Source organism: Methylobacterium bullatum, from assembly GCF_014845095.1.
In the GTDB taxonomy this organism is placed as follows: Bacteria; Pseudomonadota; Alphaproteobacteria; order Rhizobiales; family Beijerinckiaceae; genus Methylobacterium; species Methylobacterium bullatum.
Genome location: NZ_NKUG01000115.1, coordinates 1 through 24,737, shown reverse-complemented (window position 1 = coordinate 24,737; position 24,737 = coordinate 1). Strand labels below are relative to the sequence as shown.

Below are 24,737 nucleotides of genomic sequence, written 5' to 3'. Positions count from 1 at the left end.
CGGCGCCTGAGCGGCAGAACTTATCAATTGACAGTCATCCCGCATTGAAGCGGGAATAGAAATCCAGTCATTCTGTTGCGACAGGCGTGAGACTGTCTCCGACGTCCGGTCGAGGTATGGTCATGGAGCGTTGGGGCACCAGTCACCGGGTGGGTCAGCGAAGCGTCCGAAAGGCGACGCAGCCGACATCGTGTTCGGTATCGAGTAGGGTGGACCCATGGCCGACGATGTCTGCAATCGAGAACCCACCATCGGTCACGCCATGACGGCGGCGGATGCGGTCGAAGCCCTGGTCGTCGACGACGAGCGGTACCGCCTGCTGGTGGACAGCATCGTCGATTACGCCATCTACATGCTCGATCCGCAGGGGCGGGTGGCGAGCTGGAACCGCGGCGCCCAGCGATTCAAAGGCTATACCGACGCCGAGATCATCGGCGAGCACTTCTCCCGCTTCTACACCGACGACGACCGGGCCATCGGTCTGCCCGGCCGGGCCTTGAGGATCGCCGAGACCGAGGGGCGGTTCGAGCAGGAGGGATGGCGCGTCCGCAAGGACGGCAGCCTGATGTGGGCGCACGTGCTCATCGATCCGATCCGTGGCGAGGACGGTACCCTCGTCGGCTATGCCAAGGTCACCCGCGACCTCACCGAGCGACGGGCCGCCCTGGCCGCCCTCGAACGGAGCGAGCAGCAGTTCCGCCTGCTCGTGCAGGGCGTGCGGGACTACGCCATCTACATGCTCGACCCTCAGGGAAAGGTCACGAGCTGGAATCGCGGCGCCCAGCGCTTCAAGGGCTACACGGACGACGAGATCATCGGCGAGCATTTCTCGCGCTTCTACACCGACGCGGACCGCGCCTCGGGCCTGCCCGCCCAGGCGCTCCGGACGGCGGCCACCGAAGGCCGTTTCGAAGCCGAAGGCCGGCGCGTCCGCAAGGACGGGACGTGTTTCTGGGCGCATGTTGTCATCGATCCGATCCGGGGCGAGCATGGCGAGCTGATCGGTTTCGCCAAGATCACGCGGGACGTCACGGAGCGGCGGAACACCGAGCGGGCTCTCGAGGACGCGCGCGCACGCTTCGTCCAGTCGCAGAAGATGGAGGCGATCGGTCAGCTCACCGGGGGTGTCGCCCACGATTTCAACAACCTCCTCGCCGTCGTGCTCGGCAATCTGCATCTCGCCCGCAAGCGCCTCCCGCCGGATCGCAAGCTGCTGCAGCTGGTGGAGAACTCCATTCAGGCGGCCGAGCGGGGCGCCACGCTGACCAAGCGCATGCTCGCCTTCGCCCGCCAGCAGAAGCTGGAAACCGGCCCCGTGGACGTGCCGGAGCTCGTGCGGGGCATGACCGAGCTGCTGCAGGGCTCCATCGGTGCGGGCATCCCGGTCGCCACGCGGTTCCCCCCGAAGCTGCCGCTCGCCAACGTCGATGCCAACCAGCTCGAACTGGCCCTGCTCAATCTCGCCGTCAACGCCCGCGATGCCATGCCGGAGGGCGGCAGGATCACCATCGCGGCGCGCGACGCGGTGGTCGCCCCCGACGAAATTCCCGGCCTCGCTCCGGGTCACTATGTCTGCCTGTCGGTCACCGATACGGGGGACGGCATGGACGCGCAGACGCTGGCCCGCGCCACCGAGCCGTTCTTCACGACCAAGGGTGTCGGCAAGGGCACCGGGCTGGGGCTCTCCATGATCCACGGTTTCGCCGAGCAGTCGGGCGGCCGGCTGCGTCTCAGGAGCGTTCCGGGCCAGGGCACGACGGCCGAGCTGTGGCTGCCCGAGGCCGAGGCCGGCGACCCGGGAAAGGCGGTGCCGGAAACGGCCCTCTGCCCGTCGGCGACGAGACCGTTGAGGGTGCTGGTGGTCGATGACGACCCGCTGGTCCTGATGAACACGGCGGCCCTGCTGGAGGATCTCGGTCACGTGGTGAAGGAGGCGGCGTCGGGCGCGCAGGCCCTGCACGTCCTGCGCTGCGCCGAACCGTTCGATCTCGTGATCACGGACCAGTTGATGCCGGGCATGAACGGCACGCAGCTCATCGCGGCGATCGGCCGGGACCATCCCGGATTGCCGGCCATCCTCGCGACCGGCTACGCCGACCCGGCGGAGGGCGAGCACGCCGATGACGTGCGCCTGACCAAGCCGTTCGGGCAGGAGGAGCTGGCCCGCGCCATCCAGACGAAATTTCAGGTCGAGCGCCGGATCCTGGCGTTCCGGCCGGTGGCGGACGAGACCGGCGGCTCCCCCGGCGCGATGACGGAAGTGGCCGGCTCCTGGCTCGGCTGATCGGACGGGCGCACCGGTTCGCCATCGACCGATCCGGGATCCGCAAAGCCGCAATCGCCGTGACGGCGCGCGAAAAGGCCCCGATGAGGCGAACTCATCGAGGCCTGGCACGACGTCTCGGATCTAAGGGGTCTCAGAACCCCATGGCGACCTTCAGCGAGCCGACGATCGTCGCGATGAGGCCGACGGCGAACACGCCGATCATCGCGTAGTTGAACGGTTTCAGCTTCATCGGCGAACCCTCGTCGACCGATCAGCAGCGGTTCCCGCCCGAGGTCTGGCCGTATTGCTGGACCGGGAAGTTCTGCTGGTTGGCGTTGCCTTCGGCGGCCGAACTCATCGGGCAGGTGGACGGGTTGCGCGAGACATCATCACCACGGGACTGGAGCGAACCCGTCGTCTCGACATCGTAGGGCGAGAACCCCGTGTAACGGGCAGGACGATCGTAAGCCATCGCCGAAGAAATCGAAGACACACCAAGAACGAGGGCAGTGGCGATGGCGGCAATACGGGTCTTCATGGGGGTGACGTGGCTCCTATAAGCTGCAGATCTGGAATGAGGTCTGCTTGTTGCTGTTGGAAATAGATATGGGGCGCCATCTCCATTCTTGGCGTGCTCGCGCGCACGCGGTGTCACGGATTATATCGCGCGCCCAGATCCCGCCCGACCCGCTCAGACGACGAGGCGCGCCTCCACCAGATCGATTTCCCGGACGAGCCGCCGCAGCACCACGTCGTCGATGGCCTCCGAGCGGCGCAGGCGATAGAGGGCCTGGCGCTCGGCCTCGATGCCCGCGAGGCGCAGGCGCTTCTCGGTGAGGGCGAGTTGCTTGATGCGGCTGACATCCTTCCGCGGCTCCGCCGTCGCTGCTTCCAGCCCCTCGTAGCGGTCCATGGCGCGGGCGCTGGCTTCCACCGCGATGGAGGCGTCTTCCTGTTCCTCCACGAGCCGATGCTGAAGGGCCTCGATGGCCTTCACGGCGTCGTCGCGCGCGGCGGCGCGGGCGGCGTCCTCCTCGGCATCGTGGCTGGGCTCGGGGGGAAGGCGCAGGCCCCGCAGCAGCGGGGGCAGGACCGTGCTCGCCAGGAGGAGCGAGGTGAGGATCACGCCCATCGCCAGGAGGATCGAGAGGTCGCGCGCGGGGAAGGGCGCGCCGTCCGCTAGGGTGAGCGGCAGGGTCAGGATACCCGCGAGGGTAATGGCGCCCTTGACGCCCGCCAGGGTCGTCGCGGCCACGAGGCGCAGGGTCGGCGTCTCCCGGCGATCGCCGCTCCGGCGTGCCTTCATCAGCACGAACTGGAGCGAGATCCAGACCCAGACGAAGCGGATCGCCATCAAGCCGGCGGTGATGGCCAGGATCCAGGCGACGAGCCAGCCGGCCCCCTGGACGTCCGCCTGTTTGACGGCTTGCCGCAGCACCTCCGGCAGTTGCTCGCCGAGCAGGACGAAGATCGAGCCGTTGGCGGCCAGAGCCACCGTGTCCCAGACGGCGGTGCGCCGGACGCGCGTGGCGCCCAGGCTGCGGCCCTGGATCTCCACATAGGTCATGGCGATGCCGGCCGCGACGGCGGCGAGGATGCCGGAGGCGTGGACATGCTCGGCGGCGAGATAGGCGCCGAAGGGCGTGAGCAGGCTGAACAGGATCTGCAGGCCGGGATCCTCGCCCGTGCGCCGCCGCAGGAGGTCCTGCGCGCCCATGAGGAGGAAGGTGGTCGCGGCGCCGATGCCGATGCCGCCCAGCGCGAGCCAGACGAAGGTGGTCGCGGCCTGGGGCAGCGAGAAGGTGCCCGTGAGGGCGGCGGCGATGGCGAAGCGCAGGCAGACGAGGCCGGTGGCGTCGTTGAGGAGGGCCTCGCCTTCGAGGATGTGCATGAGACGGCGCGGAACCGGGGCCTGCGCCGCCACGGACGAGACCGCGATGGGGTCCGTCGGCGACAGGACGGCCGCGAGGGCGAAGGCCACGGCGAGCGGCATCCCCGGGATCATGCCGTGGATCAGCGTTCCGATGCCGAGCACGGTCAGGACCACAAGGCCCAGCGCCAGGGCCAGCACGGTCTTGCCGTCCCGGAACAGGTCACGCTTCGGAATACGCCAGCCATCGAGGAACAGAAGCGGCGGCAGGAAGACGAGGAAGAAGATTTCGGGGTCGAGGGACGTGCTCGGCAGCGGTCCCAGGGCCAGGGCCACGCCGATGGCGATCTGGATCAACGGCAACGGCAGCGGAAGCAGGCGGCCGAGGGCGCCGCTGACGAGGACGGACAGCAGCAGGGCCAGGACGACGGTAACGCTTTCCATGCGCCTCTTTCATGGTGGAGCCGGTGGCGGTGTCGATGCCCCGGCCGTGTGGCGTCATAGGGGCGCGATGGCCAGAGCCGCCATCGCCGTCCGAGCGAGCCGCAGGTCCGGAGAGGACCGCAGCGCGAGCGCCCTCGGATGACCCGCATCATCGATCACAGGACAGTGATCGGCAGGCAGGATCTCACGCTCGCATACTCGGCGGCGGCCAAAATTGTGAGCGATCGGAACGCGAAAGCGTCGTGCGACTATATCGGACGCCCGGATTGCCTCACCAAAAGGCAAAATGCCTATCGAGATTGCAAATCTCGACGCGGCCTGTAAAACTCTCTCTGGTATACCAGGCTCGTGAGCCAGCGATGGCGGCGATGAGCGGCCGAGTGCGCGGTCGAACGGGGGAGGGGTAGGAGAGGATGTCCAACATTGCTGGTCCTGGACGTCGTCTCGGCGACCTGCTCGGATCTCGCCTGTTTCGGCCGATCCTCGCGGGTGCGACGCTGCGCGAGCGTCTCATCGCCTGCCTCGGTGCTCTCCTGGGCATCGCGCTGACCGGCCTCGTCAGCGGCTGGATCGTCGGGGAGGGGCCGCACATTCCCCTGATCGTCGCCCCGATGGGAGCGACCGCGGTGCTCCTCTTCGCCGTGCCGGCGAGCCCCCTTGCCCAGCCCTGGCCGATCATCGGCGGTAACACGATCTCGGCCCTGATCGGCGTCACGGCGGCCTATTTCATCCCCAACCCCGTGCTGGCCATCGGCGTCGGCGTCTCGCTCGCCATCGCGGCGATGTCGTTCACGCGCTGCCTGCATCCGCCGGGCGGTGCCGCCGCCCTGACGGCGCTCATCGGCGGGCCGGCCATCGCGTCGTCCGGCTTCCTGTTTCCCTTCGTCCCCGTCTGCCTGAACTCCCTCATCCTGGTTGGCCTCGGCATCGCCTTCCATCGCCTGTCGGGACGGCAATATCCGCATGTTCCGCAGGCGGCGCCCGTCAACGTCCATGGAACGGCCGATTTGCCCGCTCCGCTCCGCGTCGGCTTCAATGCCCGCGACGTCGACGCGGCGCTCGAGTCCTTGAACGAAACCCTCGACATCGACCGGACCGACCTGGATCGGTTGCTCCGCGAGGTCGAGAGCCAGGCCATGGCCCGCGCCCATGGGGAGCTCGACTGCGGCACGGTCATGTCGCGGGACGTGGTCACGATCGGTGTGGACGAGCCCGTCGCGAGGGCACGCGAGCTGCTGCTCAAGCACAACATCCGGACCCTGCCCGTGATCGACGGCGCGGGCCGGCTCGCCGGCACGCTGGGCCTGCGCGAACTCGCCTTGCGCGGTGACGGGGCCATCGCGCAGGTGATGTCGACGGCCAGGACCGCCATGGCGGACGAGGCCGTGCTTTCGCTGGTCGAGCCGCTGAGCGACGGACACACGCATGCGGTGGTGGTCACGGCCGAGGATCGCAGCGTCCTCGGGATCGTCACCCAGACCGACCTGCTGGCGGTCCTGATGCGCCTGGTCTCCGCCAAGGCCCTCGAACCCACCGGCCCGCAGACGTCGTGAACGGCCCGTCGGCGGGGAGGGCATGGCCCGGTTGTTGCCAGGGAGGTGCTTTCCTCCCACCGTACCAGCACGGGTTCGGGCCGATGCACGACACGCCGCTTCTTCTCAACCTTCTCTACGCGATCCTTATGGCGTCGAGCATGATGATCACGTGGCAGGTTCACCGGCTTCTCGGCCGCGCCTGAAGGAGACGCGGCCAGCGTTGCGATCAGAGGTTCTTTTCCAGAACCTTCACCACGGCATCGACCCTGTCCTTGAAGTCGGCGACGTTGGAGAAGGGCCGCCAGTTCACGTCGAGGGTGCCGCCCTCGAAGGTCAGCCCGTTGGGGTAGTTCGAGGCCGGCGCGGTCTTCTCGTCGAACCGGATGCGGATCGCCTTGAGCTTCTGGGCAAGGGCGTCCCGGCCCATCTTGTCCTTGCCGACCTCCTTCAGCCCGGCGGCGATGGGCTCGAAGATCGTCTTCCCGAAATAGCCTTCGTCCGCATAGTACTTGGCATCGCCGGGGATCGTCAGCTGGTCCCAGGCGACCTCCACCGGCACGGGCATGCCCGCCGCGTCCTGGATCGCCTTCTCGTAGGCGGGATAGCGGTCCTGGCGGTAGGCGGCGATCGCCCGGCGCTCGGCGAGGCCCACCGTCGGCTCGGCCCATGCCGCCGATGCGGAGAGCAGGACGAGGGCGGTGGCTTCGAGAACGTGGCGGCGTGACATCATGCGGCGGTTCCTTCGTGGTGCGGCGGCCCCGGATCACGGGCCTGGGGTGACGGTTCGACGGCCGGAGCGAGGCGCCTTCAGGAGGTCGCGCGCCGGTTGCGGATCATCCCGGCGATGCCCAGCACGATGATTGCGGCCAGCGCCCCGGTGATCGCCAGGAAGGTGAGGGTGCGGTTCCACAGCCGGTCGAGGCCGAGATCGGTGGTGACGAGGTCGGGACGGCCCGCATCGGCCATCACCCGGATGCTGTAATCGCCCACATGTAGGCCGGTGAACACGTAGTTCACCCGGCGCGCCACGGTGCCGTTGGGCGTGCGCAGGTTCAGCGTCGCGTCGCAGATGTGGATCACGATCTTGGCACTGCACTTGCCGTCCGTCACCCGCGCGTCGGCGACGGGATGGGCCGTGTCGCGGACCTGCCAATCCGAGAGCAGCGGCGGCGCCGTGTAGACGAGGCAGGCGCCCAGGAGGCCCGCGAGCGCCGCGAGGCCGAACAGCGTCCAGAATATGTTGCCCCAGCCCTGGCGGGGAGGGGGGAGGCGCAAGGTGTCCGGGCTTTTCGCGGAAGCGGTCATGGGTGCGGGCCTCACGTGGCTCTGGCGTCGGGGGTGGAGCGGGCCGGGGATGAGCCGGCCTCGGCGAGGACGCGGCGCGCTTCCGCCGCGTGGCGGTAGCGGCCGATCAGGTCGGCGAAGTCCTGCAGCGTCATCTTCCGCGGCAGGCCGGCCCTGATCGTGACGATGCGGCGCTTGGGGTCGAGGCGGATCTTCCGGCCTCCCGGCACAAGCTGCGGGAACGGCGCTTCCGGCGGCAGCAGCAGGCGCGTGACGATTCCGGTCTGCTGCAGGGTCATGTCGAGGTCGGCCATGTCGTCCCAGGGGATGGGCCGGTCGAGGCCGGGGATCGCCAGGGCTTCGGGCCGCAGGATCATCGTGGTCCGCTCACCCCGCCACAGCCTGAACAGGCCGAAACCCGCAAGCGCGGCCCCGCAGGCAAGGGCCACCCATGCCACGAGGCGCGCTTCCCAGGCCGACAATCCCGGAAAGCCGAGGGTCACCAGGCCGAGGGCGAAAGAGGCGAAGAGCAGTCCGGTGACCGCGAGGACGATGGCGCCGGGCCGGCTGTTCTCGCGCAGCACCCGCTCCTCGGTGCCGATCGCCGCCGCCGTCGCTTCGAGATGCGCCCGTACGGCCGCGTCATGCTCCTCCACGGCTCCCCGGAAATCCGCCGTGGCCGTCCGGCACAATCCGGCGGGGTCCGCGAAATAGGCGGCGAGCTGGCCCAGCGCGTGGGGCGGCGGCACGATGGCCGCGGCGGCCAGGAGTTCGGCGTCGAGGGTTCTGCCGAGGGCGGCGATGCGCTCGCGGGTCGGCGGATGGGTGTCGGTGGGGTGGGGCTGCTCGGCCTCCAGATGCGCGGCCGGGTCGTCGAGGCCGCGCGCGATCACGTGATCGAGGATCGCGGCGACGAGATCGGCGGGGGCCGATCCGGGCTTCTCGGCGGCGGCATCGAGAATCTCGGCGATGCGCGGCTGAACCGCGCCGGTGCGGAGCAGCGCCCGCGCGGCGGCATCCGCCGAGGTCGGTCCGGCGCCCGCGGCGTCGGCGGCGAATTCCCGCGCCCGGCTCCAGTGCCGCACGGCGAGGTGGAACCGCTCCATCACGAAGGCGCCGAGGCGCAAGGACGGGGTCAGCAGCCCGAAGGATCCGGCATGCCCTTCCGCCACCGCGTCGAGGGAGCGTCCGACCCCGGCATAGATCGGCAGGAAGCGCTGGCTGTAGGCGGTGTCGCCCCCGGCGTAATGGGCGAGTTCGTGGCCGATGATCGCCGCCACCTCGTCGCCGCGCATCAGGGCGAGGTAGGGCAGCGGGAGATAGAGGATGCGGCCCGTCAGGCGCTCGCCCCCCGGCTCCACAACGGCCGGCCCGGCGCTGACGAAGAATCCTCCGGTGAGGCCCACCACCACGGCCTCGGGCTTGAGCGCTCCCAGCCGTTCGGCGAGCCCCTCGGTGAGACGCCACAGGCCGGGCGCCTCGGCCGGCGAGACGGTCCGGCCGAGGATCGGCAGCGGGTCGGGCTCGAACGCGGCCAGCGCGCGGCGCAGGCCGAGGACGGTCGCGCCCGCCGTGACGAGGACGGCCCCGACGGCCACGGCGGCGATCATGAGCAGCTTGATCTCTCCGCTGCCGAGACCGGGCCTGGCGAGGATGCCGGCCTCGAAGATCACGGCGGCGACGAACCCTCCGGCGGTGAGGAGGACCTGGATGGCGAGGATGGGAGGCAGCAGCCGTCGCACCAGGGAGAAGCCGCCCACCAGCACGTCCCGCGAGGCCCGTCCCATCCATCCCAGGACGGCGCCGGCCAGGAGGACGAGGACGGACAGGGCCGCCGCGATGCCCCCGGCCGCGATGACGACGGGCGGCAGCGTCCGGCGCCAGTCCATCAGCAGGGTCAGGGTCGCGGTCTCGTCGCGCGCCGCCCGGGCCTGAACCAGGGCGAGGGGGCCGCCATAGGTTTGACCGTTGCGGCGGAACTGCATGCGGTAATCGATGCGGCCGTCCCGTGGCTCCCGCGCCTCGAGATCCTGGACGATCCGCGTCAGGTGCAGGCGTTCCGCATCGAGATCGGCCCAGTCGGCGGCGGCGCGCTCCTGCTCCCAGACCCCGAGCAGCATGACGGCCAGGGGCAGCAGGACGGTGGCGGCCACGAGGCCGGCCAGCGAGCGCAGACGCGATGGTGCGCGCGTAATCGTAGCGTCGGCGATGCCTGCCTCCCGAGATGTGTCTTCGCACAAACGGGCATGGGCATAGGCGACTTCCTAGGAAAAATCACCCTTCGAGGCGCACGCCCGATCCAGACGGCCTTCTGGAAACTCTCCCCATGGCGAGGTGGAGGGCGACGCCAGACCGCCCGCTGGCCAGAATGCCCCCTGGAATGAGGCATGAAACTTTTTTGTATGAAGCTCCGTAGCGGCGCGGATGAATCTCAACCTCTTTCCGGGTTTCTCCACCCCCGTGCTCGCCTCGACGGAGGCCGCCCTGATCGCCGCCGACGCGGCGTGGATCGCGGAATTGGCGAGCGTGTTCGGATCCGAGAGGATCGACGAGATGGCGGCCCAGCGCGCCGGCCGGGGCGAGGAGGGAAGTCGCCTCCGATCTCTCTACGATGCGCGCGAGCGTGCGTTGGCGGCATGGCGCGCCGCGCGCGGCATGGATTAGCCGCGCTGGCCGGTCCTATTGGGTTCAGAGACGATAGCTACCCGTCGTCCCCGATCCCGCGAGGCTGACGCCCTTCTTCGACGCGCGGTGTCCGTCGCCATAGGTGGGGGGCGCGTAGCCCTGTCGCGACTGCCGATGGATCGCGTCGCCGAGATCGCCTGCGACCTGCCGCAGGGTGGTCGCGTGGCACGAGGCGGCGACCCGCGTGGCGAGTTCGCGGGTATGGCTCCGGCCATAGAGGAAGGCGGCGAGGCGGGCGCGGGTCCGCTCGGGGATCGTGGCCATCAGCGCGGGGATCGCGTCGGCGTGGGCACGGTAGATCTGTCCGAGCTCGTCGCCGGAAACAGGGCAGTCGTCGTTGAAATCTTCGATGCCGATCGAACGGGCCTGGAACACTCGGGTACCTGCAAGTTGGGTTGCCCCATCAGTGCGGCGCCGTGGTTAACGAATGGTGTCCATCCCGGCCGATCGGTGGGAAGTCATTAACAGACGGTCGGTCGGCAGACCTTCACCGGCCCAGTGTCGATCGATCCCGTCGTGTCGGGGTCGCGGCTGAGCGAGGCGTGAGGACCGGGCTGAGGGGCGGTCTTGGGGATCTTCATCAGCTGGAAGGCGCACACGCAACAGAGGGCCAGCGAGGCCAGCCAGAGGGCACAGCGTGCGGTTTTGACGGTTTGTTTCGACATGGCCGCCAGGGTGGGCCCGATTGGTTAGCCAATGTTGAACACCGGTCTGCAGCCGACCGAGGCGTCATCCCCGCCGCAATTCGGCGGCCAGACGCTCCGCATCGCTGCGCATCAGGGCCAGGAAATTCTGCGCCATCGGTCCCGAGCGCAGGTGATAGAGGGCGTGGACATCCGCCGACAGGATCGGCGAGACGACGGGCCTGTAAGTGACGTTCGCATGGGCGAGCTTCGCCACGAATTCCGGGATCAGGGCGACACCGAATCCCGCCGCCACGAGGCTGGTGAGCGAGGCGGCCTCCACCGCCTGCTGCGAGATGGTCGGATAGAAGCCGGCGCCGATGCAGCATTGCAGGATGTGCCTGGCAAACAGCGAATCGCGCAGGCGCAGGAAGACGAATTTCTCGTCCTTGAGGCGGCTCAAGGTCACCGACTCGCTCACGATCCCGTGGCCCTTGGGCAGGACCACGGCGATCCCCTCGCTCCAGGCCAGTTCGCTCAGGAGGTCCGGGTCCTGCGGCGGCGTGCGCAGGAAACTGATGTCCGTCTGCCCCGATTTCAGCGCGGCGATCTGCTTGTCCGGCGACATTTCGTGGATCTGGATGTCGACGCCGGCGAAGGTCTCCTGGAATTTATGGATCAGTCCGCCGAGCGGTCCGGCGAGCATCGAGCCCGTCAGGCCGACATTGAGCACGCCGACGCTGCCGCAGCCGATGGCATGCGCCCGCTCGGTGGCGTCCTGCGCGCTGTGGAGAATGGCCCTCGCCCGGACCAGGAAATCCTGGCCCGCCTGGGTGAGCGAGACGCGGCGGGTCGTCCGCTCCAGCAGGCAGGTTCCGATCTCCGTCTCCAGATCGCGGATCTGCTGGCTCAATGGCGGCTGCGCCACGCCGAGGGCCTCCGCAGCCGCCGTGAAACTCAGCTTTTCTGCGACGGCGACGAAGTAGCGGAGGTGGCGTAGTTCCATGGCCGCCATTCATATGTGGAAGCTCTTAATGGCGACGAAAGAGATATTTGACGGCCGGCGCGGGTCGAACAATGCTGCACTCGGCGATTGGCGACGGCATGCCGCACCCGGGTGAGTCCCCCCGACGTGGCGCGGTCACATCGACGACCCTTCCGATGCACCGGGGCCGGGCACGCGGAGCGACGAACGGCCTGAAGCAACGGTTGGAGGTTCGCATGCAGCGCTTCTTTGCGTCCCTGTTCGGTCAGGTGGTCGCGGCCCTCGTCCTCGGGATCGTTCTCGGCATCGTATGGCCGGATTTCGCCGTCGCCCTGAAGCCCCTCGGCGACGGGTTCATCAAGCTGATCAAGATGGCGATCGCGCCCCTGGTCTTCGGTGTCGTCGTGCATGGCATCGTCGGGGCGGGGGATCTGCGCAAGGTCGGCCGGGTCGGTCTCAAGGCGCTGATCTATTTCGAGGCGGTCACGACCGTGGCCCTCGTCCTCGGCATCGTCCTCGCCTACGCGTTCGCGCCGGGGGCCGGCATGAACATCGATCCCTCCACCCTCGATGCCAAGGCCATCGCCAGCTACACCGACCGGGTCGGGCAGGTGACGGGCACCGTCGACTTCCTGATGAAGATCATCCCGACCACGATCGTCGACGCCTTCGCCAAGGGCGACATCCTCCAGGTCCTCATCATCGCGATCCTGTTCGGTTCGGGACTGGCTTTGCTCGGCGAGCACGGGCAGCCCCTGGCGCAGAGCATCGAGCGGATCACCGCCGTCCTGTTCAAGATCATCGGCTTCATCGTGCGGCTGGCCCCCCTCGGCGTCCTCGGCGCCGTCGCCTTCACCGTCGGCAAGTACGGCATCGGCTCCCTGCGGCAGCTCGGGATGCTGGTCGTCCTGTTCTATGTGGGCGTCGCCTTCTTCGTCTTCGTCGTGCTCGGCGCGATCCTGCGCGCGGCCGGCTTCAGCATCCTGAAGCTCCTGGCCTATCTGCGCGAGGAACTCATGGTGGTGGCGGGCACGGCCTCCTCCGACAGCGTGCTGCCGCAGATCATGCGCAAGCTCGAACGGCTCGGCATCCGCGATTCCACCGTCGGCCTCGTGATCCCCACGGGCTACTCGTTCAACCTCGACGCCTTCTCCCTCTACCTCACCCTCGCCACCGTCTTCATCGCGCAGGCCACCAACACGCCCCTGTCCTTCGGGCACCTGATGCTGATCCTCGGCATCGCCCTCCTGACCTCCAAGGGCGCACACGGCGTCCCCGGATCGGCCATCGTCGTCCTGGCGGCGACTCTGTCGGCGGTGCCGGAAATCCCGGTGATCGGGCTGGTGCTGGTTCTGTCCATCGACTGGTTCGTCGGCATCGCCCGGGCCCTCGGCAACCTCATCGGCAATTGCGTGGCGACGGTGGTCATCGCCGCCTGGGAGGGCGATATCGACCGGGCGCAGGCCCACCGCGTCCTGAACGGAGAGGTCGCCACCGACACGGCGGCGGTGCTCGATAGCCCCCTCGCCAAGGCGTAGGCTCAGGGTGCGCATCCGGCGCTGCGCCCGCGACGACGATGGTCCGGACGGGCCGCATGACCTGTTGGAGACGAGCCCATGACCGCCTCTTCCTACAACCCGCCCTGCGGGGGCCTGCCGCCCCAGACCGCGCTGATGACCGGACGGGCCGTGTTCACGGAAGCCTATGCGGTCATCCCGAAGGGCGTGATGAGTGACATCGTCACCAGCGTGCTGCCGTTCTGGGACGACACCCGCGCCTGGATCCTGTCCCGGCCGCTCTCCGGCTTCTCCGAGACCTTCGCCCAGTACCTGATGGAGGTCGCCCCCGGCGGCGGCAGCGAACGCCCGGAACTCGATCCCCGCGCCGAGGGCGTGCTGTTCGTGGTCGGCGGTCATGCCAGCCTCGTCCTCGACGGGGCAACACATGCCCTGCGGCCGGGCAGCTACGTCTATCTGCCGCCGGGCGCCGCCTGGACGCTGCGCAATGGCGGCGACGAGCCGACCCGCTTCCACTGGATCCGCAAGGCCTACGAGCCCGTGCCGGGCATCGACGTGCCCCCCGCCTTCATCCGCCACGATTCCGAGATCGAGCCCCGGGGCATGACCGGTACGAACGGCGTCTGGGCCACGACCCGCTTCGTCTCTCCCGACGACGTGCGCCACGACATGCACGTGAACATCGTGACGCTCCAGCCCGGCGCCTCGATCCCCTTCGAGGAGACCCATGTTATGGAGCACGGGCTCTTCGTGCTCGAAGGCAAGGCGGTCTATCGGCTCAACCGCGACTGGGTCGAAGTGGAGGCCGGCGATTTCATGTGGCTGCGCGCCTTCTGCCCCCAGGCCTGCTACGCGGGCGGCCCCGGCCCCTTCCGCTACCTGCTCTACAAGGACGTCAACCGCCACCCGGCCCTGACGCCGCGCAGGTTCGGGTGATGGGCGCCCGCCACATCGTCGCCCGCCCGCTCACGCCCGAGGCCTTCGCCCCGTTCGGGACGGTCATCGACAAGGCGGCCGTCGATCCGCGCCCCATGAATGCGGGCATGGCCCGCCGCTTCCACGATCTGGCGGAGGTCCGCGCCATGGGCGAGGGCGCGCGGGTGGTGATCGGCCTCGTGGAGGCCCAACCCTATCCCCTGCCGCTGAGCGTCGGCCTCGTCGAGCGCCATCCCCTCGGCGCGCAGGCCTTCGTGCCGCTGAATGCCGCGCCGTTCCTCGTCGTGGTCTGCCCCGACGAGGACGGGCGGCCCGGCCCGCCGCAGGCCTTCGTCACGGCGCCGGGCCAGGGGATCTGCTACGACGTCGGCACCTGGCACGGCGTGCTGACCCCCTTCGGCGCCCCTCAGGAGTTCCTGGTGGTCGATCGCGGCGGGACGGGCATCAATCTCGAAGAGGTCCGGCTCGACGAGCCCTGGACGGTCGCTCTGCCGACAGCGTCGGAAGGATAAGCCGCCGCGATGCCCCTGAGGGCATCGCGAGCCGGACCTCCCGAGACCTCAGGAGCCGAACTTGTAGTTCAGCCCAACCCGGACGACGCTTCCCTCCGAGCGGAAGCGCGAGGTCGCTTCCACCAGGGACTGGCCGAGTCCGCTGGAACTCGTCAGCGGGACGCTGCGCTTGCCGAGATCGTAATGCAGGTATTCCACCTTCAGCGTCACCGCGGAGGACCGGAAGACGTTGAGGAAACTCTCGGTCGGCAGGGCGTATTCGATGCCCCCGCCATAGGCGAAGCCGGTCTCGAGACGGTCGATCCCGCCGCCGAAGAGGTCGAGGGTCGGGACTCCCGCCAATTGAAAGCTCGTCGCGCTCTGGTAGTTCACGTTGCCGTAGGCGAGACCACCGGTGCCGTAGACCAGGACGCGATCGAACGCGTAACCGAGCCGGCCGCGCACGGTACCGAGGAAATCGAGGCTTTGCCGCGTGGTGGTGACCACGGCCGAATCGCTGCCCGAACCGAAGAGGCCACGCGACCTGCGCTTGGTCTCGTCGAGATCGGTATAGGCGAGATCGGTCTCGATGCCGAGGACGAGGCCCGCGCCGGGGGTGAGCTGGTAATTGTACCCGGCCTGACCGCCGGCCACGAAGCCCTGCTGACGTGAGGACAGCGAGGCGATGCCGGAGCGCTCGATGAAGAAATCGGTGCCGCTGCCATTCACCGAGGTCGCCGCCGTGCGGACGGTCTGCCGGTCGGTGAAGCCGTATCCGGCCTGCACGCCCGCATAGAAGCCGGTCCAGCTGAAAGCCGGGACAGGCACGAAGACGGGCGGCGGTGCGGAACGACGGGGCAGGTCCGCCGCAGCCACGGTTCCGGTCATCATCCCGATCATCGCGCCGACACCCAACACAATCTTCGCCATCGTCCCCTCACCGCCTCCACTGAGGCAGCGACGTGAATCAAAGGCGTGATCCTGGGATAGTGCCGGGAAGACACAATTTCGGAACGACCGTCCGAAATTCTTAACCAAGACACGACGTGGCTGACTCTCCCTCGTGGCGGTACAAAAATGCCACTGTCATGTGCCCGGCGACCGGTTTCCACAGCCCGTTAGAGCCGCTCCTCGACGAAGGCGCGCATGAGCAGATGCGCGATCGCCATGGGCGGCGGCACGGTCAAACCCTCGCCATGGGTGCCGGCGATCATCGCGGAGACTTCGTCGCGGGTGAACCAGCGGGCATCCGCGAGCTCGGCCGGATCGATGGTGATCGCCTCGTCCAGGGAGTCGGCCGCGCAACCGATCATCAGCGACGACGGGAACGGCCAGGGCTGCGAGGCGTGGTAGGCCACCGCGCCGATCCTCAGCCCCGCCTCTTCGAGGGTCTCGCGGCGGACCGCGTCTTCGATGGTCTCGCCGGGCTCAAGGAAGCCGGCGAGGCAGGAATACATGCCCTCCTTGAAGCGCGGCGAGCGCCCGAGCAGGCAGGATTCTCCCCGCCGGATCAGCATGATCACCACGGGATCGACGCGGGGGAAGTGATGGGTCTCGCAGGTCGGGCATTCGCGGCGGAAACCGCCGGCGGCGAAACGGGTGGCGGTTCCGCAATTGGCGCAGAAGCCGTGGTGGGCATGCCAGGCCAGGATCGATTTCGCCGTGGCGAGGAGGCCGAGCTCGTGCGGCGCCACCGCGTTCTCGGCGGCGAGGCTGCGCAGGTCGGTGGTGCGGAAGCCGGGATCGGACTCGTACCCGTCGGCGGCCTCCGGCGAGACCGCGCAGGCGAAGACCGGAGCGCCGTCGAGGCGGCCGAGGAACAGCGTGAGATCGGCGTGGCAGGCGCTCGCCGCCTGCCCGGAGGGGAGGAGTGCCGTATCGCCGGCAAGGACGATGCGGTCCCCCGCCACGAGCACGATCCGAGCCTCCGGCGCGTCCGGCTTCGGCACGAGGTCGCTGCTCTCGGCCGAATGGCGGACGAGCCGGCTCTCCGCATAGCCGAGTTGGTCGAGGCGCGCGCTCATCAGGCGGCCGCGAACAGGGCGCCGATGCGCTCGATCATCTGGGCGCGGGCGTGGTGCGGATAGGGCTGGCCCGTGCCGACGCCCCAGACCGGCGAGGGCCAGGCCGGATCGGACAGGAAGCGCCCGATCACGTGGACATGGAGCTGCGGCACGACGTTGCCCAAGGCGGCGACGTTGACCTTGTCGGGCTTGGCGAGGGTCAGCATCACGCCGGTGGCGATCCGGATCTCGTCCATGAGGTCGCGCGCGTCCTCCGCCGACAGGTCGGTGAGTTCGCTGGCACCCGTCCGGCGCGGCACCAGGATCAGCCAGGGAAACCGGGCATCGTCCATCAAGAGGACGCTGCACAAGGCGAGGTCGCCCACCGGCACGGTGTCGGCGACGAGGCGCGGGTCGAGGGTGAATTCGTCTGTCATCGCCGCTCAAGCTGGGATGCGTCGGGAATGCGGAGTTCTCGCCGGTTCGGCCTCGTAAGTCACGCGGGCGCGGGCCGCTCGGTGTCGAGGAAGCGGAACAGGGCCGGCGCGTTGGCATGCGCCACGTTGAAGCGCAGCCACGGGGTCGGCTCCTGATCGGCGCGGAACAGGTGTCCGGGAGCGAGCATGATGCCCTTGGCGGCGGCCCTCTGCGCGAGGCCGGCCGTGTCCGGATCGCCGCCGAAGCCTGCCCATAGGAAGAGCCCGTTGGCGGGGCGGTGGAACAGCGACAGGCCCACCGAGAGCAGGGCGTCGGCCACAATCTTCTGCTCGGCGGCGAGCTTTTCGCGGAGCCGCGCGATGTGGAGGCGGTACTGGCCTTCCGTCAGGATCGAGTGGACGATGCTCTCGGAAATCTCCGAGCTCGTCAGGCTCGCCGCCATCTTCATGCGCAGGAGCCGCTGCGCATTCTCGGGGTTGCAGGCGAGATAGCCGACCCGCAGGGCGGGCGAGATGGTCTTCGAGAAGCTGCTGATGTGGATGACGCGCGCGAGCTGGTCGAGGCTGGCGATGCTGGGCGCCGTCTCTTCGACGAAGCTCGCGTAGATGTCGTCCTCGACGATCTGGAAGTCGTGTTTCTCGGCGATGCGGAGGATCTGGTAGGCGGTGGCCGGCGAGCAGGACGTGCCGGTGGGGTTGTGGAAGCTCGTATTGGTGAAGAACAGCTTCGGCTTGTGCCGCTCCGCCAGTGCCTGGAGCGCGGGGATCGACGGTCCCTGGAGGGTCCGCTCGACGCCGACGATGGTCACCCCCATGGCGTGGAGCGAGGGGTAGAGGTTGCAATAGCCGGGATCGTCCACGAAGGCGACGTCGCCCGGCTGCAGGAAGGTCCGCATGGTCAAATCGAGGGCCTGGCTCGCCCCATGCGTCAGCAGGATCTGGTCCGGCTCGCACTCGATGTTGCGCTGGGCGAGGAGCAGCTGGATCGCCCGGCGCAAGGGTGCGTAGCCGAGGGGATGCCCATAGCGCGAGACCAGCCGGTCGGGCCGCCGCGCCAGGGCGGCGAGGGCCTGCTTGATCCCGTCGGCGAACAGGTGGCTGTCGGGCAGCCAGCCGCAGCCGGCTTTGACGGTGAAGGCGTCCTCCTCGTAGACCCGCTGGAGCAGCCACCAGGAATCCACCGAGATCTGCACGGGCTTGCGGCGTGGGACGCTGGCCATGCGGTCGAGCAGCCGGGCCGAGACGAAGTATCCGCTCGCGCGCCGGGCCTCGAGCAGGCCGTCCGCCACCAACCGGTTATAGGCGTTCGACACGGTCAGCGTGCTCACGCCGCACTGAACGGCCAGCTTGCGCACCGAGGGCAGGCGGGCGCCCGGCGCCACGCTCCCGCTGCGGATGCGCTCGGAGACGGCCTCCACCAACTGAGCGACGAGGGGGGCGGTGCTGGCGGGGTCGAGGCTGATCATGGGCCGTCTTTTCAGAGCGGGACCGATCTCGGCGATCCGACTGTATGGGCGGGTGAACAGATACAGCTGCGCGCGCCAACCCGCCAACTGTCGATAGTCGGTGAGCCTGGGCCGGGCGATAACGCAGTGCGGCGAGGGTCGGGTTCTTGCATCGCGGATCGGCGGAGAGACACATGGATCATGCGATCATCGACCAGGCGGCGGACCGGCAGCTCAATGTCGAGCCCTACTGGATGCCGTTCACGCCCAATCGCCACGTGAAGGCCGACCCGACGCCGCGCATCGTCACCTCGGCCAAGGGCGCCTATTACCGCACCGCCGACGGGCGCGAACTGTTCGACAGCCTGTCGGGCCTGTGGTGCTGCCCCCTCGGCCATGCCCAGCCGCGGATCGTCGAGGCCCTGCGCCGGCAGGCCGAGACGCTCGATTACTGTCCCGCCTTCCAGATGACCAACCCGGTGACCCTGCGGCTGGCCGAGCGCATCGCCGACATGGCGCCGGACGGGCTGGACCGGGTGTTCTTCACCAATTCTGGCTCGGAGGCCGTCGATACCGCCCTCAAGATCGCGCTCGGTTATCACCGCCTGCGCGGCGAGGCCGGCCGCTTCCGCATGATCGGCCGTGAGAAGGGCTATCACGGCGTCGGCTTCGGCGGCATGTCGGTGGGCGGCATGGTGGCCAACCGCAAGATGTTCGCCACCGCCATGATCCAGGGCGTCGACCACCTGCGCCATACCCACGATTATGCCGAGATGGCCTTCTCCAAGGGCCAGCCCGCCTGGGGCGCGCATCTCGCCGACGACCTCGAACGGATGGTGGCGCTGCACGATGCGGGCACCATCGCCTGCGTCATCGTCGAGCCGCTGCAGGGCTCGGCGGGGGTCATCGTGCCGCCGCTGGGCTATCTCCAGCGCCTGCGCGAGATCTGCACGCGGCACGGCATCCTGCTGATCTTCGACGAGGTGATCACCGGCTTCGGCCGCCTCGGCGCGCCCTTCGGCGCGGACCGCCTCGGCGTGATCCCCGACATGATCACCTTCGCCAAGGGCATCACCAACGGCATCGTGCCGATGGGCGGCGTGATCGTGCGGAAGGAAATCTACGACACGTTCATGACCGGGCCGGCCGCGGCGGTGGAGCTGTTCCACGGCTACACCTATTCGGGCCATCCCCTGGCGGCGGCCGTCGCTCATGCCTCCCTTGACCTCATGGAGGAGGGCGACCTCTTCGCCCGCGTGCGCGAGTTGGAGCCGATCCTCGAGGGAGCCGTCCACACGCTGCGCGACGAGCCGGGCATCAAGGACATCCGCAATTTCGGCCTGACGGCGGCGGTGGACCTCGAACCGACACCGGGCCAGCCCGGCGCGCGCGCGCTGCGGGTCTTCGAGCGCGGCCTGCGCGAGGGCATCCTCCTGCGCTTCACCGGCGACACCATCGCCATGGGGCCGCCCTTCATCTCGACCCCTGCCGAGATCACCGGCATGATCGAGATGCTGCGCGGCCTCATCCGCACTGAGGCCTGATCGGCGGCGGTGCTCACCCGATAGACGGCCCGTGACCCGTTCCATTCTCTTCAAAGGTTGAACCGACATGCCCCTGATGCGCTTCGATATCCTGGAAGGTCGCACCGATTCCGAACTGAAGACGCTCCTCGACGCCGCGCACGAGGCGATGCTGGAGGCGTTCAACGTCCCGCCGGGCGACCGCTACCAGATCGTCACCGAGCACAAGCCCTCGCGGATGATCGTCGAGGATACTGGGCTCGACATCCCGCGCACCAAGGACGTGGTGGTGGTCCAGATGATCACCCGGCCGCGCGGAAAGGAGAAGAAGCAGCTGTTCTACAAGCTGCTGACCGAGAAGCTCGAAGCCGCCTGCGGCATCGCCCCGGCCGATGTCATGGTCTCCACGGTGGAGAACACCGACGAGGATTGGTCCTTCGGCCACGGCCGGGCGCAGTTCCTCACCGGCGAGCTCTGACAATCGGTTTATCGGATTTCTCAGCGGTTGCTCAAACCAAAGTCGATCATCCTATCCGACCCCCTCATCCTGAGGTGCCCTTTGCGCGAGTAAAGGGCTTTGAGGGAGCCCTCCAGTCATCACGCGATCCCTGGAGGGCTCCTTCGAGGCCGCTACGCGGCACCTCAGGATGAGGTAAAGCCTTGGAAAAACAACTCAAACAGGCACTGGGCGGGTTTCGCGACGAGGGTCGCCGCTTCTGCGGCCTGAAACCTGCGACACGCCATCAGGACTGAGCGAGGTGACGTGTCGGCCCGCCGATGCGAACCCGCTCGGGGCGTCGAGCCCAGTCCGGACCCTACCCCGACCCTCTACGGAACGCCGGCCATGCATGTCCTGATCCTCGGTGGCGGTGTCGTCGGCGTCACCTCGGCCTATTACCTGGCCAAAGCCGGCCACCGGGTCACCGTGCTGGAGCGCCAGCCGGCGGCGGGGCTCGAGACGAGTTTCGCCAATGCCGGCCAGGTCTCGCCGGGATATTCGGCGCCCTGGGCCGCTCCGGGCATCCCGCTGAAAGCCATGAAGTGGCTGATGATGCGCCACCGGCCCCTCGTGGTCTGGCCGAGCTTCGAGCCGCGTTTCTACGGATGGCTCGCCCGCATGCTGGCGAATTGCACGGAGGAAGCCTACCAGCGCAACAAGGGCCGGATGGTGCGCCTGGCCGAGTACAGCCGCGACGTGCTGCGCGACCTGCGCGCCGAGACCGGCATCAGTTACGACCATCGCGAGCAGGGCACGCTCCAGCTGTTCCGGACGCAAAAGCAGCTCGACCATGTCGGGGACGACACCCGCGTCCTCGACGCCTATGGCGTTCCCTACGCGGTGCTGGACCCTGCCGGCTGCATCATGGCCGAGCCGGCCCTGGCGCGGGTGGCCGGGACCTTCGTCGGCGGCCTGCGGCTCCCCGGCGACGAGACCGGAGACGCCCACCTTTTCACCCAGCGCCTCGCCGCGCTCTGCGAGGGCCTCGGCGTGGTCTTCCGCTACGGCACGGCCATCACCGGTCTGCGCAGCGAAGGTGACCGGATCGGCGGCGTGGCGACGGCAGCGGGCGAGATCCTGACCGCCGACGCCTATGTGGCGGCCATGGGCAGCTACACCCCGGCTTTGCTCCGGCCCTTCGGCATCGACCTGCCGATCTATCCGGTGAAGGGATACTCTCTGACCCTGCCGGTCACCGATGAGGAGGCGGCGCCGGTTTCGACGGTGATGGACGAGACCTACAAGGTCGCGATCACCCGGCTCGGCGACCGCATCCGGGTCGGCGGCACCGCCGAGCTCGCCGGCTTCAGCGCGGTCCTGCGCGGACCGCGCCGGGAAACCCTGGTCCGCTCCGTGGGCGACCTGTTCCCGGCGGGCGGGGATCTCTCGCAGGCGAAGTTCTGGACCGGCCTGCGGCCGATGACGCCGGACGGCACGCCCATCGTCGGCGGAACGCGCCTGTCGAACCTCTACACCAATACCGGCCACGGCACCCTGGGCTGGACCATGGCCTGCGGCTCGGGTCGGGTGCTGGCCGACCTCATCTCCGGCCGCACGCCGGACATCGCCACCCCGGACCTCGCCGTCAGTCGATATACCGCCGGCGCATGACGATGGGGCGATGCCCCCTCGCGCCGGGGCGCGAGAGGGGCGGGGCGGCCTATTCGGCCGCGTCGACGTAGAGCTTGCCGCCCTCGGCCTGGAACTCGGCGGATTTCGCCGCCATTCCCGCCTCGCGCTCGGCCTGGCTCATGGGGGTGGCCTCGCCCAGCACCTGTCCGGCCGCCTCCATGGCGAGCACCTCGGCGCGCAGATCCTGCGTGATCTTCATCGAGCAGAATTTCGGGCCGCACATGGAGCAGAAATGCGCGACCTTGTGGGCGTCCTTCGGCAGGGTCTCGTCGTGGTAGGCGCGCGCCGTGTCGGGATCGAGGGACAGGTTGAACTGGTCCTCCCAGCGGAAGTCGAACCGGGCGCGTGACAGGGCGTCGTCACGCAGCTGCGCCGCCGGATGGCCCTTGGCGAGATCGGCGGCATGGGCCGCGATCTTGTAGGTGATCACGCCTTCCTTCACGTCGTCGCGGTTCGGGAGCCCGAGATGCTCCTTCGGGGTGACGTAGCAGAGCATGGCGCAACCGAACCAGCCGATCATGGCGGCGCCGATGCCCGAGGTGATGTGGTCGTAGCCCGGTGCGATGTCGGTGGTCAGCGGGCCGAGGGTATAGAACGGCGCCTCGCCGCACTCTTCCAGCTGCTTTTCCATGTTCACCTTGATCTTGTGCATCGGCACGTGGCCGGGGCCCTCGATCATGGTCTGGCAGCCCTTGTCCCAGGCGATCTTGGTGAGTTCGCCGAGGGTCTCGAGTTCCGCGAACTGGGCCGCGTCGTTGGCATCCGCGATGGAGCCGGGGCGCAGGCCGTCGCCCAGCGAGAACGAGACGTCGTAGGCCCGCATGATGTCGCAGATCTCGTCGAACCGCTCGTAGAGGAACGATTCCCGGTGCCCGGCGAGGCACCAACGCGCCATGATCGAGCCGCCGCGCGAGACGATGCCGGTGACGCGGCGAGCGGTGAGCGGCACATGGGCGAGGCGCACGCCCGCATGGATGGTGAAGTAATCGATGCCCTGCTCGGCCTGCTCGATGAGGGTGTCCTTGAAGACCTCCCAGTCGAGCTTCAGCGGATCGCCGCCGACCTTCTCAAGCGCCTGGTAGATCGGCACGGTGCCGATGGGGACGGGCGAGTTGCGCACGATCCAGGAGCGGATGTTGTGGATATTTCGGCCGGTGGAGAGATCCATCACCGTGTCGGCGCCCCAGCGGGTCGCCCAGACCAGTTTCTCCACCTCTTCCGCTGCCGACGAAGTCACGGCCGAATTGCCGATATTGGCGTTGATCTTGACGAGGAAGTTGCGGCCGATCGCCATCGGCTCCACCTCGGGGTGGTTGATGTTGGCCGGGATGATGGCGCGGCCGCGCGCCACCTCGTCGCGCACGAATTCGGGGGTGATGAAGGCGGGGAGCGACGCGCCGAAGCTGTTGCCGTCGGCCAGTGCGGTCTGCGCGCCTTCCAGCATCGTCTCGCGGGCGAGGTTTTCGCGGTGAGCGACGTAGATCATCTCCTCGGTGATGATCCCGGCTTTGGCGAACTCGTACTGCGTCACCATCTGGCCGGGGCCGGCCTTGCGGATCTGGCGCGTCGCCGGACAGGGGGCGACGAGCTTGTCCTCCGGCACGAAACCGTTGTCCTCGGGCTTGACCGCGCGCGGCGTGATCGTGGCGTAGCCGCGCTTGGCGATCCACGGGTCGCGGAGCAGGGGCAGGCCGGCGTTCAGGTCGATCCGGGCATCGGTCTCGGTATAGGGACCCGACGGATCGTAGACCCGCACCGGGGCCTCCTTCGGATCGCTCAACGTGACCTCGCGGAACGGCACCCGGATGTCGTCACGGCCGGCCACGCTCGCATAGACCTTGCGCGAGCCCATGATCGGGCCGGTGGTCACCGCTTGCGGCTGCCCCTTGGCGGGTTCTTGTCCGGAAAGGTCTTTGGGGAGGACGGGTGCGTTCATTTCGGATTCGCTCCTGGCGTGGGAGGCGATCCGGTTCGCAACGGTACGTCAGGACGACGGGCACCCGCTCGTCTGGAGCAGACAACCCAAGCGTAGTTCCCGTCCCTCCGCCGGTATGAGCCGGATCAGGTTCAAGGGTCAGGGCTGCGGCCCTATCTCAGCCCCCTGAACGGGGCCCCCCTCGGAACGATTCGAAAGTCTGCGCTCGCCGCGCCTTTGTCAATCGCCCCGAGAAACATCCTCGCCGGAGTGAATCGTCGCTTGTCTCGAGCGAACCTCATGCCGCCCGGATCGCGGCTCTTGCGATTCATGCGGACATTCCGCCGTCGATCGTAGTCTCGTATTTAGTCCGCGAGGACTGATCTATATTGGCGTGACTTTCGCCGGACGTTAAAACGGTCGCGAATAATGGAGCCATCCTGATCGACGACGCGTTATCGATCATAATCTCCTCTAGACGATCAGGTTGGTGTTCCATGAACAAGCTTATTCTCGCATCCGCCGCATTGCTCGGCGCGGTCACATTCCTTCCGGATACGGCCGATGCGCGTGGCGGCGGCGGTCACGGTCATGGTGGCGGCCACGGTGGCGGCATGAGTCGTGGCGGCGGTGGGGGTGGCTTCGGT

Annotated in this window: 21 protein-coding genes and 1 riboswitch; of the genes, 9 read left to right on the top strand and 12 right to left on the bottom strand. The window is 68.4% G+C overall.

The genetic code is table 11. The features are described from left to right. Window positions 1–262: 262 nt before the first annotated feature. Entirely contained in the window at window positions 263–2,284 is a 2,022-nt protein-coding gene (locus MBTS_RS16495; RefSeq protein ID WP_192216058.1) for a hybrid sensor histidine kinase/response regulator, read from the top strand. A 253-nt stretch (window positions 2,285–2,537) separates the two neighbouring features. On the opposite strand, the gene MBTS_RS16490 is transcribed toward MBTS_RS16495, so the two are convergent. Together MBTS_RS16490 and MBTS_RS16485 are read right to left on the bottom strand one after the other, a co-directional pair. After that, window positions 2,538–2,804, bottom strand: coding sequence for a hypothetical protein (locus MBTS_RS16490; RefSeq protein WP_056141150.1), 267 nt, complete (start codon window positions 2,802–2,804; stop codon window positions 2,538–2,540). 153 nt (window positions 2,805–2,957) lie between these two features. Further along, a complete protein-coding gene (locus MBTS_RS16485) occupies window positions 2,958–4,580 on the bottom strand; it encodes a Na+/H+ antiporter (RefSeq protein ID WP_147832280.1) in 1,623 nt (540 codons plus the stop codon). Window positions 4,581–4,993: 413 nt separating this feature from the next. Here MBTS_RS16485 and MBTS_RS16480 point away from each other — a divergent pair, with 413 nt between their 5' ends. Further along, window positions 4,994–6,133, top strand: a complete 1,140-nt coding sequence (locus MBTS_RS16480) for an HPP family protein (protein WP_192216051.1) — start codon at window positions 4,994–4,996, stop codon at window positions 6,131–6,133. A 208-nt stretch (window positions 6,134–6,341) separates the two neighbouring features. Here MBTS_RS16480 and MBTS_RS16475 read toward each other — a convergent pair whose 3' ends face one another. The 3 genes from MBTS_RS16475 to MBTS_RS16465 all read right to left on the bottom strand — a co-directional run bounded on the left by MBTS_RS16475 (window position 6,342) and on the right by MBTS_RS16465 (window position 9,552). Continuing rightward, window positions 6,342–6,845, bottom strand: a complete 504-nt coding sequence (locus MBTS_RS16475; protein ID WP_018045554.1) for a hypothetical protein — start codon at window positions 6,843–6,845, stop codon at window positions 6,342–6,344. Between the two features lie 77 nt (window positions 6,846–6,922). Next, window positions 6,923–7,420, bottom strand: a complete 498-nt coding sequence (locus MBTS_RS16470; RefSeq protein WP_192216050.1) for a hypothetical protein — start codon at window positions 7,418–7,420, stop codon at window positions 6,923–6,925. An 11-nt stretch (window positions 7,421–7,431) separates the two neighbouring features. Beyond that, window positions 7,432–9,552 carry a M48 family metalloprotease gene (locus MBTS_RS16465; protein ID WP_483403775.1) on the bottom strand — a complete coding sequence of 707 codons (2,121 nt, stop codon included), beginning with the start codon at window positions 9,550–9,552 and terminating at the stop codon, window positions 7,432–7,434. 271 nt (window positions 9,553–9,823) lie between these two features. Between MBTS_RS16465 and MBTS_RS16460 the strand changes: the two genes are divergently transcribed. Next, window positions 9,824–10,063, top strand: coding sequence for a hypothetical protein (locus MBTS_RS16460; protein WP_018045551.1), 240 nt, complete (start codon window positions 9,824–9,826; stop codon window positions 10,061–10,063). Between the two features lie 24 nt (window positions 10,064–10,087). Here MBTS_RS16460 and MBTS_RS16455 read toward each other — a convergent pair whose 3' ends face one another. Together MBTS_RS16455 and MBTS_RS16450 are read right to left on the bottom strand one after the other, a co-directional pair. After that, window positions 10,088–10,459, bottom strand: coding sequence for a hypothetical protein (locus tag MBTS_RS16455; RefSeq protein ID WP_056141138.1), 372 nt, complete (start codon window positions 10,457–10,459; stop codon window positions 10,088–10,090). A gap of 354 nt (window positions 10,460–10,813) precedes the next feature. Beyond that, entirely contained in the window at window positions 10,814–11,713 is a 900-nt protein-coding gene (locus MBTS_RS16450) for a LysR family transcriptional regulator (RefSeq protein ID WP_192216048.1), read from the bottom strand. A 215-nt stretch (window positions 11,714–11,928) separates the two neighbouring features. Here MBTS_RS16450 and MBTS_RS16445 point away from each other — a divergent pair, with 215 nt between their 5' ends. The 3 genes from MBTS_RS16445 to MBTS_RS16435 all read left to right on the top strand — a co-directional run bounded on the left by MBTS_RS16445 (window position 11,929) and on the right by MBTS_RS16435 (window position 14,657). Further along, window positions 11,929–13,230, top strand: coding sequence for a dicarboxylate/amino acid:cation symporter (locus MBTS_RS16445; RefSeq protein WP_056141130.1), 1,302 nt, complete (start codon window positions 11,929–11,931; stop codon window positions 13,228–13,230). Window positions 13,231–13,308: 78 nt separating this feature from the next. Beyond that, a complete protein-coding gene (locus MBTS_RS16440; RefSeq protein ID WP_192216047.1) occupies window positions 13,309–14,145 on the top strand; it encodes a bifunctional allantoicase/(S)-ureidoglycine aminohydrolase in 837 nt (278 codons plus the stop codon). Then, complete coding sequence (locus MBTS_RS16435; RefSeq protein ID WP_192216046.1) at window positions 14,145–14,657, top strand: ureidoglycolate lyase; 513 nt, start codon at window positions 14,145–14,147, stop codon at window positions 14,655–14,657. The genes MBTS_RS16440 and MBTS_RS16435 overlap by 1 nt, the downstream gene beginning before the upstream one ends. 48 nt (window positions 14,658–14,705) lie before the next feature. On the opposite strand, the gene MBTS_RS16430 is transcribed toward MBTS_RS16435, so the two are convergent. The 4 genes from MBTS_RS16430 to MBTS_RS16415 form a co-directional block, all read right to left on the bottom strand. After that, a complete protein-coding gene (locus MBTS_RS16430) occupies window positions 14,706–15,566 on the bottom strand; it encodes an outer membrane protein (RefSeq protein ID WP_147832937.1) in 861 nt (286 codons plus the stop codon). A gap of 188 nt (window positions 15,567–15,754) precedes the next feature. Beyond that, a complete protein-coding gene (gene nudC / locus MBTS_RS16425; RefSeq protein WP_192216045.1) occupies window positions 15,755–16,660 on the bottom strand; it encodes an NAD(+) diphosphatase in 906 nt (301 codons plus the stop codon). Next, window positions 16,660–17,076 (bottom strand): HIT domain-containing protein, encoded by a 417-nt coding sequence (locus MBTS_RS16420; RefSeq protein WP_056141116.1) that lies wholly within the window; start codon window positions 17,074–17,076, stop codon window positions 16,660–16,662. Before MBTS_RS16420 ends, nudC begins: the two co-directional genes overlap by 1 nt. 59 nt (window positions 17,077–17,135) lie before the next feature. Continuing rightward, complete coding sequence (locus tag MBTS_RS16415) at window positions 17,136–18,542, bottom strand: aminotransferase-like domain-containing protein (RefSeq protein WP_192216044.1); 1,407 nt, start codon at window positions 18,540–18,542, stop codon at window positions 17,136–17,138. A gap of 173 nt (window positions 18,543–18,715) precedes the next feature. Here MBTS_RS16415 and aptA point away from each other — a divergent pair, with 173 nt between their 5' ends. The 3 genes from aptA to MBTS_RS16400 all read left to right on the top strand — a co-directional run bounded on the left by aptA (window position 18,716) and on the right by MBTS_RS16400 (window position 22,154). Beyond that, a complete protein-coding gene (gene aptA, locus MBTS_RS16410; protein ID WP_192216043.1) occupies window positions 18,716–20,065 on the top strand; it encodes an omega-aminotransferase AptA in 1,350 nt (449 codons plus the stop codon). A gap of 67 nt (window positions 20,066–20,132) precedes the next feature. After that, on the top strand, window positions 20,133–20,522 hold the full coding sequence (locus MBTS_RS16405; protein WP_056141108.1) for a tautomerase family protein: 390 nt from the start codon (window positions 20,133–20,135) through the stop codon (window positions 20,520–20,522). Between the two features lie 366 nt (window positions 20,523–20,888). Then, on the top strand, window positions 20,889–22,154 hold the full coding sequence (locus tag MBTS_RS16400; protein ID WP_192216042.1) for a D-amino acid dehydrogenase: 1,266 nt from the start codon (window positions 20,889–20,891) through the stop codon (window positions 22,152–22,154). Between the two features lie 49 nt (window positions 22,155–22,203). Here MBTS_RS16400 and thiC read toward each other — a convergent pair whose 3' ends face one another. After that, window positions 22,204–24,111 (bottom strand): phosphomethylpyrimidine synthase ThiC, encoded by a 1,908-nt coding sequence (thiC, locus tag MBTS_RS16395; RefSeq protein ID WP_056141096.1) that lies wholly within the window; start codon window positions 24,109–24,111, stop codon window positions 22,204–22,206. A gap of 85 nt (window positions 24,112–24,196) precedes the next feature. Beyond that, window positions 24,197–24,303, bottom strand: a riboswitch (TPP riboswitch). Between the last annotated feature and the right edge of the window lie 434 nt (window positions 24,304–24,737).

Coding starts and splice junctions, on each gene's coding strand:
- MBTS_RS16495 (WP_192216058.1), top strand. CDS start 263: ATGACGGCGGCGGATGCGGTCGAAGCCCTGGTCGTCGACGACGAGCGG.
- MBTS_RS16490 (WP_056141150.1), bottom strand. CDS start 2,804: ATGAAGACCCGTATTGCCGCCATCGCCACTGCCCTCGTTCTTGGTGTG.
- MBTS_RS16485 (WP_147832280.1), bottom strand. CDS start 4,580: ATGGAAAGCGTTACCGTCGTCCTGGCCCTGCTGCTGTCCGTCCTCGTC.
- MBTS_RS16480 (WP_192216051.1), top strand. CDS start 4,994: ATGTCCAACATTGCTGGTCCTGGACGTCGTCTCGGCGACCTGCTCGGA.
- MBTS_RS16475 (WP_018045554.1), bottom strand. CDS start 6,845: ATGATGTCACGCCGCCACGTTCTCGAAGCCACCGCCCTCGTCCTGCTC.
- MBTS_RS16470 (WP_192216050.1), bottom strand. CDS start 7,420: ATGACCGCTTCCGCGAAAAGCCCGGACACCTTGCGCCTCCCCCCTCCC.
- MBTS_RS16460 (WP_018045551.1), top strand. CDS start 9,824: ATGAATCTCAACCTCTTTCCGGGTTTCTCCACCCCCGTGCTCGCCTCG.
- MBTS_RS16450 (WP_192216048.1), bottom strand. CDS start 11,713: ATGGAACTACGCCACCTCCGCTACTTCGTCGCCGTCGCAGAAAAGCTG.
- MBTS_RS16445 (WP_056141130.1), top strand. CDS start 11,929: ATGCAGCGCTTCTTTGCGTCCCTGTTCGGTCAGGTGGTCGCGGCCCTC.
- MBTS_RS16440 (WP_192216047.1), top strand. CDS start 13,309: ATGACCGCCTCTTCCTACAACCCGCCCTGCGGGGGCCTGCCGCCCCAG.
- MBTS_RS16435 (WP_192216046.1), top strand. CDS start 14,145: ATGGGCGCCCGCCACATCGTCGCCCGCCCGCTCACGCCCGAGGCCTTC.
- MBTS_RS16430 (WP_147832937.1), bottom strand. CDS start 15,566: ATGGCGAAGATTGTGTTGGGTGTCGGCGCGATGATCGGGATGATGACC.
- nudC (WP_192216045.1), bottom strand. CDS start 16,660: ATGAGCGCGCGCCTCGACCAACTCGGCTATGCGGAGAGCCGGCTCGTC.
- MBTS_RS16420 (WP_056141116.1), bottom strand. CDS start 17,076: ATGACAGACGAATTCACCCTCGACCCGCGCCTCGTCGCCGACACCGTG.
- MBTS_RS16415 (WP_192216044.1), bottom strand. CDS start 18,542: ATGATCAGCCTCGACCCCGCCAGCACCGCCCCCCTCGTCGCTCAGTTG.
- aptA (WP_192216043.1), top strand. CDS start 18,716: ATGGATCATGCGATCATCGACCAGGCGGCGGACCGGCAGCTCAATGTC.
- MBTS_RS16405 (WP_056141108.1), top strand. CDS start 20,133: ATGCCCCTGATGCGCTTCGATATCCTGGAAGGTCGCACCGATTCCGAA.
- MBTS_RS16400 (WP_192216042.1), top strand. CDS start 20,889: ATGCATGTCCTGATCCTCGGTGGCGGTGTCGTCGGCGTCACCTCGGCC.
- thiC (WP_056141096.1), bottom strand. CDS start 24,111: ATGAACGCACCCGTCCTCCCCAAAGACCTTTCCGGACAAGAACCCGCC.